The sequence below is a fragment of the Flavobacterium soyae genome, from assembly GCF_021245985.1.
In the GTDB taxonomy this organism is placed as follows: domain Bacteria; phylum Bacteroidota; class Bacteroidia; order Flavobacteriales; family Flavobacteriaceae; genus Flavobacterium; species Flavobacterium soyae.
In genome coordinates this window covers 167,722-178,983 of sequence record NZ_JAJQXA010000004.1, presented here as the reverse complement: position 1 = coordinate 178,983, position 11,262 = coordinate 167,722, and the positions used below count along the sequence as shown (strand labels likewise).

8 protein-coding genes are annotated in these 11,262 nt (G+C 36.6%); 3 read left to right on the top strand and 5 right to left on the bottom strand.

What is annotated here, in order from left to right; genetic code table 11:
- Window positions 1-69: 69 nt before the first annotated feature.
- The 5 genes from LUU93_RS07295 to LUU93_RS07275 all read right to left on the bottom strand — a co-directional run bounded on the left by LUU93_RS07295 (window position 70) and on the right by LUU93_RS07275 (window position 8,561).
- The gene (locus LUU93_RS07295) at window positions 70-4,617 is read right to left on the bottom strand and encodes a PorP/SprF family type IX secretion system membrane protein (RefSeq protein WP_232679811.1); all 4,548 of its coding nucleotides are present in this window, start codon (window positions 4,615-4,617) and stop codon (window positions 70-72) included.
- Window positions 4,617-6,095, bottom strand: coding sequence for an immunoglobulin domain-containing protein (gene sprC / locus LUU93_RS07290; protein ID WP_232679809.1), 1,479 nt, complete (start codon window positions 6,093-6,095; stop codon window positions 4,617-4,619). The genes LUU93_RS07295 and sprC overlap by 1 nt, the downstream gene beginning before the upstream one ends.
- Window positions 6,092-6,502, bottom strand: a complete 411-nt coding sequence (locus LUU93_RS07285; protein WP_232679807.1) for a hypothetical protein — start codon at window positions 6,500-6,502, stop codon at window positions 6,092-6,094. Before LUU93_RS07285 ends, sprC begins: the two co-directional genes overlap by 4 nt.
- Window positions 6,503-6,604: 102 nt before the next feature.
- Window positions 6,605-7,897: a beta-helix domain-containing protein gene (locus tag LUU93_RS07280; RefSeq protein ID WP_232679805.1), complete on the bottom strand. Its 1,293-nt coding sequence runs from the start codon at window positions 7,895-7,897 to the stop codon at window positions 6,605-6,607.
- Between the two features lie 211 nt (window positions 7,898-8,108).
- On the bottom strand, window positions 8,109-8,561 hold the full coding sequence (locus LUU93_RS07275; RefSeq protein ID WP_073486063.1) for a hypothetical protein: 453 nt from the start codon (window positions 8,559-8,561) through the stop codon (window positions 8,109-8,111).
- Between the two features lie 435 nt (window positions 8,562-8,996).
- On the opposite strand from LUU93_RS07275, the gene LUU93_RS07270 reads away from it, so the two are divergent.
- The 3 genes from LUU93_RS07270 to LUU93_RS07260 all read left to right on the top strand — a co-directional run bounded on the left by LUU93_RS07270 (window position 8,997) and on the right by LUU93_RS07260 (window position 11,163).
- Complete coding sequence (locus LUU93_RS07270) at window positions 8,997-10,145, top strand: DNA polymerase III subunit (RefSeq protein ID WP_232679803.1); 1,149 nt, start codon at window positions 8,997-8,999, stop codon at window positions 10,143-10,145.
- Between the two features lie 8 nt (window positions 10,146-10,153).
- Window positions 10,154-10,537 (top strand): DoxX family protein, encoded by a 384-nt coding sequence (locus LUU93_RS07265; RefSeq protein ID WP_232679800.1) that lies wholly within the window; start codon window positions 10,154-10,156, stop codon window positions 10,535-10,537.
- A gap of 116 nt (window positions 10,538-10,653) precedes the next feature.
- Complete coding sequence (locus LUU93_RS07260) at window positions 10,654-11,163, top strand: acyl-CoA thioesterase (protein WP_073486072.1); 510 nt, start codon at window positions 10,654-10,656, stop codon at window positions 11,161-11,163.
- Window positions 11,164-11,262 lie beyond the last annotated feature (99 nt).

The window sequence follows — 11,262 nt, the reverse complement described above, 5'->3', positions numbered from 1 at the left end:
CAATCTTAATTTAAATTTATGTTTTACTTTCCTTCTTCTTTTTTCAAAGAAGCTGCCGTCTAATATCTATTAATTCTCCACTTTTACGATTGCCATTTTTCCGTTGTATGGTGATTTTCCTTTAGCTTCTAATGCCTTAGTTGCTTCTTGCAGACCATCGAATTTCTCGTAATAGATATAATATTTACTTGTTGTTATATTGTAAAAGAAATTAATATTTGAAACTCCAGATGCAACAGCTTTCGTTAAGAACTCATCACGTTTTTCAACACTGCTGTGTACTGCAAGAATCATATAATAACCACTTTCAGAATTTTTAATATTCTTAATAATCTGCATATTTGACTGGTCTTCACCAAAATCAAAATCTGCAGCTGTGAGCGGTGTACTGCTTACTTTCGTTGTTTCCTTAATACGTTTAAGGGCAGCTAAATCCTGAGCATATCTACCTTGATCATTTTCGTATGCCGCACGCTTAATTCTACGTTTTTTCTCAATTTCAGTTTCAGCTTTAATACGCTCTAAATCGGCAAGTAATGCTGCACCTTCCAGTTCCATTTTTAACTGCGCTGCTTTCAATTCGTTTATCTTCTCAAGATAAGCTTTGTTTAAAGCATCATTTTTGTTTGGAACTTTTTTAAGTCTTTCGTTATATAAATTCGTCAGCTTAGCAATCTCGTCTTTCTGTGCTTTACTAGCATCTGCCAGCTGTGATTTTAAAGCTTCTATCTGACTGTTTTCTGCAGCTACACTTTTGAAAGGTTTTGGTTCTTTATAAATACCTTTTTCACTTAAGTCGTTCTCTTCTTTTAAATCATTCAGGTCTTTTTGTTTATTAGCTATCGTCGATTTAAACTGATCTAATAAATCATTTTGTGTTTTACCTGAACTTTCAATTGACTGAGTTAAGCTTTCAATAGCTTTTGCTGTTTCATCTTTTGACGCTGCTGCAGCTCTGGCCGCTGCTGCTTCTGCATCAGCTTTTGCTTTCTCTGCGGCTAGTCTTGCCTGACGTTCTTCTTCTTCTTTTAATTTTCTTGCTTCTTCGTCAGCTTTTTGTTTTTCTGCCGCTTCTGCATCTGCCTTAGCTTTTGCATCTGCCGTTAACTTAGCTTGTAATGCTTCTGCGTCAGCTTTTGCTTTGGCATCAGCAGCTAATTTTGCTTGAAGTGCTTCTGCGTCGGCTTTTGCTTTGGCATCAGCTGCTAATTTTGCTTGAAGTGCTTCTGCGTCAGCTTTTGCTTTGGCATCAGCTGCTAATTTTGCTTGAAGTGCTTCTGCGTCAGCTTTTGCTTTGGCATCAGCTGCTAATTTTGCTTGAAGTGCTTCTGCGTCGGCTTTTGCTTTGGCATCAGCAGCTAACTTAGCCTGTAATGCTTCTGCGTCGGCTTTTGCTTTGGCATCAGCTGCTAACTTAGCTTGTAATGCTTCTGCGTCAGCTTTTGCCTTGGCGTCAGCTGCTAGTTTTGCTTGAAGTGCTTCTGCGTCGGCTTTTGCTTTGGCATCAGCTGCTAACTTAGCTTGTAATGCTTCTGCGTCAGCTTTAGCTTTGGCATCAGCAGCTAATTTTGCTTGAAGTGCTTCTGCATCGGCCTTAGCTTTTGCGTCCGCAGCTAACTTAGCCTGTAATGCTTCTGCATCAGCCTTTGCTTTTGCGTCCGCAGCTAACTTAGCCTGTAATGCTTCTGCATCAGCTTTTGCTTTGGCGTCTGCTGCTAATTTTGCTTGAAGTGCTTCTGCGTCGGCTTTTGCTTTGGCATCAGCAGCTAATTTTGCTTGAAGTGCTTCTGCATCGGCCTTAGCTTTTGCCTCCGCAGCTAACTTAGCCTGTAATGCTTCTGCATCGGCTTTTGCTTTTGCGTCTGCAGCAAGTTTAGCTTGTAATGCTTCTGCATCTGCCTTAGCTTTTGCGTCGGCTGCTAATTTCGCTTGAAGTGCTTCTGCATCGGCCTTAGCTTTTGCGTCGGCTGCTAATTTCGCTTGAAGTGCTTCTGCATCGGCCTTAGCTTTTGCGTCAGCCGCTAATTTAGCCTGACGTGCTTCTTCAGCTTCTCTTAATTGTTTTTCTTCTGCTTCTGCTTTTGCTTTTGCAGTTGCTTCTGCATCGGCTTTAACTCTTGCGTCAGCAATTAATTTCGCTTGTAAAGCTTCCATATCTGCTTTTGCTTTCGCTTCTGCAGCTAATCTCGTTTTTTCTGCTTCAGCATCAGCTTTTGCTTTTGCATCAGCTGCTAATTTAGCCTGACGTGCCTCTTCGTCAGCTTTCACTTTTGCATCGGCAGCTTGTTTTGCTTGTAGAGCTTCTGCGTCAGCCTTAGCTTTTGCTTCTGCTACAAGTTTTGCCTGTAATGCTTCAGCATCGGCTTTTGCTTTGGCGTCGGCTGCTAGTTTAGCCTGAAGTGCTTCTGCATCTGCTTTTGCTTTTGCTTCTGCATCAAGTTTTGCCTGAGCCTCTGCATCTGCTTTCGCTTTTGCATCAGCAACTAATTTAGCTTGAAGTGCTTCTGCATCTGCTTTTGCTTTTGCTTCTGCAGCTAACTTAGCCTGGGCTTCTGCGTCGGCTTTCGCTTTTGCATCGGCAGCTAATTTTATTTTTAATGCTTCAGCATCGGCTTTTGCTTTAGCTTCTGCAGCTATTATTGCTTGTCTAGCTTCTGCATCTGCTTTCGCTTTTGCATCAGCTGCTAATTTTTCTTTTAGGGCTGCTTCTTCTGCAGCTTTTGCTTTAGCAGCAGCTGCCGCTTTAGCTCTATTTGCAGCATCAATCGAAGCTTTTGTTTTTGCTTCAGAAGCGGCTTTTGCTTTAGCTTCTGCGGCTAATCTAGCCTGAAGCGCATCAGAATCTGCTTTTGCTTTAGCATCTGCAGCCAAGATTGATTGTAAGTCTGCCTCTTCTGCTTTTGCTTTAGCATCTGCTTTACGTTTTGCCTCTGCAGCATCAGCTTTAGCTTTCGCATCTGCAGCTAGCTTTATTTTAAGTGCCTCTGCATCTGCCTTAGCTTTTTCAGCATTTAATTGTGCTTGTGTTTTTTGCGGAGCCGGCGGCGTTGCAGCAGTTGCTTGTTTCGCTTTAGCTTCTGCATCTGCCTTAGCTTTCGCATCGGCCGCAAGTTTTATTTTTAATGCTTCAGCATCAGCTCTTGCTTTATCTGCAGCTAATTGTGCTTGTGTTTTTTGTGCAGCTGTTGCTGATGGTTTGTTTGCTTGAGCTTGTACTCTCGCAGCGGCAGCAGCGTCCACTCTGGCTTTATTATCTGCAGCTAATTTTATTCTTCTTGCCTCAGCATCAGCTCTTGCTTTATCTGCAGCTAATTGTGCTTGTGTTTTTTGTTGTGCAGCAACGGCTCTGTTTGTTGTTGCTGTCTGCGCTCTTGCTGCTGCTGCTGCATCAGCTTTAGCTTTAGCATCGGCGGCTAATTTTATCTTAAGAGCTTCGGCATCAGCTTTAGCTTTGTTATCTGCTTCTAATTTTGCTTTTGCAGCAGCATCGGCATCAGCCTTCACTTTTTCTGCAGCGGCAAGTCTGGCTTGTTTTGCTTCGGCATCGGCTTTTGCTTTTGCTTCTGCTGCTAGTCTCGTTTTCTCAGCTCCATCTACTCTTGTTACCGGAGCCGCATTTGTTTTTGGTTTGGCAATTACTGGTTTAGATGTCGTTCTCGAAGGATCTATTAATGCTCCCTCTTCATCATCACCATAATAGTAATTTCTATTTTTAAATTTATAAGCAATTGCAAATTCATGAGAACCTCCCATATTTGTAAAATTGCCCATTCCTCTTTCATAGTTATATTCGATTGCAATGCTAGGTGAAATATTAACCCCTAAACCTGCAGAAACTCCATATAGAGTATTGTAACCTGCCTGCGCCCAAACTCCTTGTTTCAGCGAAAGCATTGCAAGCCCTGAAAGAACCGTTTTATCTTTTTTAATTTCTGTTTTTACAATTCCTGAAAATTTACTTTGTTCAAAAAAACCATAACTGTCAATGTAGCCGGTGTACATGGCATGTAATTCGATTGCTCTTTCCGGATCTTCTTTTACAACACCTGAACCAAAATTGTAAAGAATTAAATTGTTTACCGATAATCCAAAATCCATAAACGCTGTTCCGTAGTTAATCCCCGGATTTACGGTAAGCATTGTATTTGAGGGATAATCCCCGTTTAAAATATCCGTATCATCAGATATAATTTTTCCTTTGTCTAAACCGCTTTGGTATACGCCCGCGTTTAAACCAAAAGTAAGGTTACTGTCTTCCTGCAAAACGATATTATGAGCAAAATTGACAACTCCGCCAAAAACGGTCATTAAACCATAATTTTGCTGGAATAAACCAATTGCAAAAGCTTCATTTTCTCTGAATCGTCCAGAGTAATTGGCTAAATATGTTTGCGGTGCATTGTCAAACTGCACCCATTGTCTTTTATTATAGAAACTTGCATATGCGTTTGTTTCGCGAACAAAACTAAATGCAGGGTTTATTAAATATCTATTAAACTTTAATGAATTTCTGATAGGTAATGAAAACGAAACAACTCCATTCTCATTTTGGTCCTGAGAATAGAGTACATTAGAAAAACCGTAAAATAAAGTTATGAATAGTAAAATTTTCTTCATTATTTAATCACAGTTATTGATCCTTTTTTTTCACCTGTGTCTGATTGAATGACATAGTAATAAACTGGATTTACATTTTTAAAATCTTTTATTAAAAAGCTGCTTTCCGGATCGTAATTGCTGCCAACATCATCATACATCACCTCTCCATTTGAACTTAAAATTATTAGTTTGGTCGACGCCGTTTTATAAACATCTGGGATATTCCAGTAAGGATAAGTGCCGCCCAGCTTAACAATATTTGGAATAACTGAGGTTTTTGCATCATTTTCTGAAGTAACTCTAAATGTAAATTCTTTTGAAGCTATACATCCTGATTCCTGTGAAATTTTAACTTTATAAAGACCTCTTACGGCTACCAGATAACTTGCGCTGCTGGCTCCGCTTATTGCATTATTATTTAAAAACCATTCGAATTTTGGAGTCACTGCATCAGTAGTTACAGATACATTTAATGTTTCTCCTTCTTTAAGCTCATAAGTATCCGGAACATCTATACTCGCCGTGAAACTATTGCTTTTTAAATCAATACTTCCTGTTGCTTTACAACCGCCAAAATCAACCTCAACTGAATAAATACCGGATTCATTTGTAGTAATACTGCGAGATGTTTGTGCAATTACAACACCATCTTTTTTCCAAACGTAACTGTTACCCGATGTTGCCGTTAAAACAGTCCCTGATCCGTTTGAACAAAAAGGATTTCCTAAGCTGGAATCTACCGTTACTGCAGATCCTCCGCTTGAAGATACTACTGTAACACGATTAGAACTAAAGTTATCATCATCACAGCCTCCATAATTTATCTGGGCATAATAAACCCCCGGGGCATTTGCCACTAACGTTGTACCACTTTGTCCAGCAATTAATACATCATCTTTATACCATTTATACGTTAAATTTGGATAATTGGCAGGAGATGAAGGTACATCTGCAGGTGTTGGGTTGTAAACTGAAAGACTTAAATTTCCGCCTGAACAAATAGTTGCATTGGCTTCTTTATTATTAATAAAAAATTTATCTGTATAAATTCTGTAAAAAGCAGGAAACGATGTCTGATCCTGGAAATTCTTAAACCTCTGACTGTAAACAGGCGTTGCTGTATTACTTTTAACGCGAAGGCTGTATGTGTTTGATCCTTTTAAATCTGTAGGAATAGCAAACTTTATGGTTTGCTGCTGCGCTGAAGGATCATCTACAAACGAAATTTTTGTTGTAGCAGTAGGGGTTGTAAAACTTCCCAAATCATCTGAAAGTTCTACTTCAAAAGTAGTACCTGCCGGAAAATTTAAGTAGCTGAATGTGGCGTAGTATTCATTAAAAGGTGTTCCGTTTACTATTAAACCAGCACAAATTCTATCGAAAGGAAGCTGCTGCCCAACTATTGCTGTTTGAGCATAGGTACGCGATTTAGTAAAGAGAATTATACTAAATAAAATGAAAACTTTAAAAAAAGATAAAGTAGTTTTTCGAATCATATAGTACGTGTTCTTGCTAAGTCTATACGCTCAAAAAACAAGATATCTATGAATGTTTCCGAAAAATCATATTTATAGTTCTCAATAATATCTTTTGCAAGAATTGAAGTAGAACCAATCAATGAATTTTCTTCACAATCCGAAGACTGATCTTTCACATCAGCTGCCATAGTAAGGCTGTCCTTGGGGGTGGACAGCCCTACTATTAACTGATTAGAATTATCTAATTTGCCGATACATTTATCCGCTGATTCGTTGTTTTGATTTATCTCAATTGTCGTTAATTTGCAGTCAGAAACGGCAGAAAACGCAGGTTTTTCAATTGCTGGACTTTGTGCATACAGACTTAACGAAATAGGAGAAACCAAAAAGAATATATATAAATATTTTTTTGTAGATAGAGCCATTATGTTTTGATCTTTATTTGGTCCTTTTAAGACGGATACATAAATTGTGTCTGGGGACTTTATTAATAAAATTTACGCTTTGAAATAAAAATCGAAATCTATTTATCTATTGCCGCTTGAAGCTGTAATTTTCCCTAATTGTAATCTAAAGTCTGGTTTCTTAGGATTAGAAATATCTATGAAAGTTTCTTTGTTATCACTTTGTGAATACACGTTAAAGAATACACTATTACCGTACCAGCTCTCTAAATCTTCATTGTTTGAATTGTATTCTGTAAAGATGTTTCCATTACAAAGATTGAAATACATTTCTTCAAACTTGATCTTTTTAAGATTGGCATCGTTGATCTCAGTTTTACTGTCTAATAATACTGCAGGATTAAATCCAGAGACTACACTACGTTTCAATTCAAGAGAAGCTGTTTCAGCAACATAAATTGCTTCTTTAACTAAACCAGCCTGAATATCCGCTTTAATGTTTTCACTATCGTTTAACATTGTAATGTTAGTCGCAACAACTAAAGTAGTTTTTTTAGTAAAATCTGTTTCGTTTTTCTTTTCAAACGATTTTACTTCCATACAGCGAGAACCGTCTTTGTTACTTGATAAGTAAGAAGATCTAACAGCTAATGAGTTGAATAAACGACATTGTACACCTTGAGTAAACTTGTAATCGTCGTTGATTGATTTATAAGAAACAAATTTTGTAACGTTTACGTCTCCACCGAAAAAAGCAAATGAATCTCCTCCAGAGTAGCTCACCATAACGTTTTCAAGAATTGTTTTGTTACCAACACCAGCAATCGTTAAACCGTTGAAAGTATCAACACCTTTTACTTTTTTACCAGCAAATTCGATTCTTACATATCTTAAAATACCAGAATTTGAAGCAACATTATCACCACCATAAGTTGTTAAAGTTGGATCAAGGTCCATATTGTAAGAACCTACGTTACCGAATTTATTGATTGGTGCATCTCCAAGAATTACAACGCCTCCCCAGTCTCCAGCTTTTTTCTGGCTGCGGTTAGATGTAAATACGATTGGGTCAGTTTCTAAACCATCTGCAACAAGTTGTGCACCTTTTGTAACTACTAATGTTCCTTTTGTTTCGAAATCACCAATAATTAACGTTCCAGGCTCAATTGTTAAAACTGCATTGTTAGTAACATAAACGTTGCCCTGCAAAACATAGATATTCCTTTTAAGCAATTTAGTATTAACAGAAATATTTCCTGCTAAAATTTGATTTGCTTCTCCATACTCTACTTTGTTAGGCTTAAATTCAGTCCAGTTATTTAACCAGTTAGTGTAGCCCATAATTCCTTTCTCTTGTTGAGCACTCATACTCGTAACTGTCAAAAGAACACAGATCATTTGAGTAATTTTTTTCATGATAAAGGTGTGTATTAGGTTAATAATAAATTTGGGTATGCTTTAAATAATTTGGGTATGCGTAAATGAAAAAAACTGTTCTCGGTTTTTCTAATATTATTCAGAATAAATCGAGAACGAGTTGTTTTGTTTTACTTTTTCAAAATGATGCAGAAATCTAAATCATCTGTATAACCACTTCAAAAAAGGCTTTAAAATATTTTTTTAAATCTTACATTTCGTTCAAGTCATTGAACTCGTGTAAAGATTTTAATGTGTTTTCGTAAAATAAGATTGCCGCGATAAGATTTCCTTTATCAGAGTATGGCATCATTTTTCTTTGAAACTCTACTGTAGTATCTAAGAAAGTTGTTGTACCAATCGCCTGATTATCTAATATTTTTTTGTGGTCACCATCGTCCGGAATACCTAAGTCTGCCATCGTAACACCAGGCTTTGTAACCAAAGCAATGTAAGGGAGAGTTTTTACTAATACTTTAATTCGCTCAATATACAATTCCAAAAGTTCTCCTTTTTGCATACCACTCAATTCTTTTTGATCATGGTATTTACGAATAAGAGCCGTTGTACTAATAATACTTCTTGGAGCGTTTTTTGCCTGCGCAGAAACAGCTGCAGTTGTCATGATAAAAAATGCACTAAATAAAATAATTTTCCCTTTCATAAATTCTTATTATATAATTGGTTGTTGATGAAAACAAAAATATAGAAATTAACTTAAACTGCAACTTTATTGAATTCTTTTTTCAAAAAAAAAGCTTAAAACAAGCTTAAAAACCTGCTTTATGTCGAGAAATTGTGCGTTTTAACGGGCTTTTTGTTAAAACCGTCAAAACAAAAAACGTAAGATATTATCTATAAAAACGTTTTTTGTTTTACTTTAAATAGCCAAAAAAACCATACGTTTATCGTTTTGAACAAAAAAATATTAACAAAAAAGTCTTGATATCTGCTCGTGTGAAGTAATTTATTAACAAAAGTTGGTTAAGATGGGGCAAATTTTTTGGCAAAAAATAGTCATATTCACATAAATGAAATACCGCTCAATAATCTTTAATCGAAAATTTTTGACTACATCATTTTCTTCTATCTTTGCTTCATGCAATTTTCTCAAATTTTAGGTCAGGATTACATCAAAAGTCACTTGATAAAAAGTGCATCTTCCGGGCGAATTCCTCATGCACAATTATTTATTGGGCCTGAAGGAAGCGGCACATTATCTACAGCAATTGCTTATGCTCAGTACATTTTGTGCAGTAATACGGGAAATGAAAACGAAAATGGAAATGATTCGTGTAATTTGAAATTTCAAAATATTTCGCATCCCGATCTGCATTTTATTTACCCAACCGTTACCACAGAAGATGTAAAAACCAAACCCAAAAGTTTAGACTTTATTCAGGACTGGCGAAACTTTATTCAGGAAATGCCTTACGGCGGATTATTTGACTGGTATAAAACTTTAGGCGTTCAAAACAAACAGGGCGAAATCAGGGTTGAAGATGCACAGGAAGTTTTAAAGTCGCTTGCGCTGAAATCATACGAAGGCGGTTATAAAATCATGATTATCTGGATGGCAGATAAGATGAATATTGCGGCTTCGAATAAACTTTTAAAACTGCTCGAAGAACCATCAGATAAAACAATTTTTATTCTGATTTCTGAAAATGAAGAAGATATTATTCAAACCATACGTTCTCGCTGTCAGGTAATTCATTTTAACGGACTTCCAGAAAAAGTAATTGCAGAAGCATTGGTTTCTAAAGAAAATATAGATTCGAATTTAGCCAAAAAAATTGCCCATCAGGCGCAGGGAAATTTTAATAAAGCTTTACATCTGTTAAAAGAAGATGATTCTGAATATCCTTTTGAGCAATGGTTTGTTAATTGGGTTCGCGCCGCATTTAGGGCAAAAGGGAATGCCGCAGCAATTCAGGATTTAATTTCCTGGAGTGAAGAAATTGCCGGACTTGGCCGCGAAAGTCAGAAAAAGTTCATTCAGTTTTGTATCGAAATGTTCAGGCAGGCATTATTGCTTAATTATCAAACGCCAGCTTTAGTTTACATTGAGCCAAAAGTCGACAAATTTAAACTCGAAAATTTTGCCCCTTTTGTAAACGGAAATAATATTCACGAAATTTTCAAAGAGCTTTCAGATGCGATGTATCACATTGAAAGAAACGGAAATGCGAAAATAATCTTAACCGATTTATCTATAAAACTGACTCGTTTAATTCATAAAAAATAGTCCTCGAAATGAACAATGTTGCCTCTATTTTAATATTAGCATTTTTAGCCTTAACTTTTTTACAGTCAGGCTATGAAAAGATTTTTTACTGGAAAGATAATGTTGCCTGGCTTAAAGAACATTTTGCTAAAACGCCATTAAAAAACCAAGTGCCGCTTGCTCTTTTACACTTGTTGGTTTTAGAATTAATTTCTGGAATTTTAAGTGTTGTGGGTGCGATTCAATTACTAACAAACAGCGGTCGTGATTATGGTTTTTATGCCGGAATATTTTCATGTATCTGTTTGTTAATGATGCTTTTCGGACAACGATTAGCCAAAGACTACGATGGTGCAAGAACCATTGTTATTTATTTAATTCCTGCCGTTATGTTAGTTAACTGGATGAATTAATTAACCGCAATTAATTTAAAAATCAGCCACAGATTTCACAGATTAAAATGATTAAAAAATCTGTGGCAAGAAACGTCCGCAAAACGGACATAAAAATAAAATTTATTATTAAAAAAATGAATCCAAAACACCCTTCAGAATCGCTGACAATATTAACTGATTTAGTTTTACCAAGTGAAACAAATCCTTTAAACAATCTTTTCGGCGGCGAATTATTAGCCCGAATGGATCGCGCAGCAAGTATTGCAGCACGCAGACATTCGCGTCGAATTGTAGTTACGGCATCTGTAAATCACGTTGCTTTTAACAGAGCAATTTCTCTTGGAAGTGTTGTTACCGTAGAAGCAAAAGTTTCAAGATCATTCAAAAGTTCTATGGAAGTTTTTATAGACGTTTGGGTAGAAGACCGCGAATCTGGAAACAGAACCAAGGCAAACGAAGCTATTTATACTTTTGTAGCTGTCGATGATACCGGAAGACCTGTTGAAGTACCGGCAATTGTTCCTGAAACGGAATTAGAAATACAACGTTTTGAAGCTGCTTTACGTCGTAAACAACTAAGTTTAGTATTGGCTGGAAAATTAAAACCTTCTGATGCTACCGAATTGAAGGCTTTATTTTTGTAATACAAATTGTTACAATTTGAAACAATTTGAAGCAATCAAACTTCAAAAAAAGAAGTATTTTTACACATTCTAATTCGCCAAATAAAAATTCAGGAAGTT

Bases quoted from the DNA above. Each gene is read 5' to 3' on its own strand.
- LUU93_RS07295 (WP_232679811.1), bottom strand. From the start codon at position 4,617: ATGAAGAAAATTTTACTATTCATAACTTTATTTTACGGTTTTTCTAAT.
- sprC (WP_232679809.1), bottom strand. From the start codon at position 6,095: ATGATTCGAAAAACTACTTTATCTTTTTTTAAAGTTTTCATTTTATTT.
- LUU93_RS07285 (WP_232679807.1), bottom strand. From the start codon at position 6,502: ATGGCTCTATCTACAAAAAAATATTTATATATATTCTTTTTGGTTTCT.
- LUU93_RS07280 (WP_232679805.1), bottom strand. From the start codon at position 7,897: ATGAAAAAAATTACTCAAATGATCTGTGTTCTTTTGACAGTTACGAGT.
- LUU93_RS07275 (WP_073486063.1), bottom strand. From the start codon at position 8,561: ATGAAAGGGAAAATTATTTTATTTAGTGCATTTTTTATCATGACAACT.
- LUU93_RS07270 (WP_232679803.1), top strand. From the start codon at position 8,997: ATGCAATTTTCTCAAATTTTAGGTCAGGATTACATCAAAAGTCACTTG.
- LUU93_RS07265 (WP_232679800.1), top strand. From the start codon at position 10,154: ATGAACAATGTTGCCTCTATTTTAATATTAGCATTTTTAGCCTTAACT.
- LUU93_RS07260 (WP_073486072.1), top strand. From the start codon at position 10,654: ATGAATCCAAAACACCCTTCAGAATCGCTGACAATATTAACTGATTTA.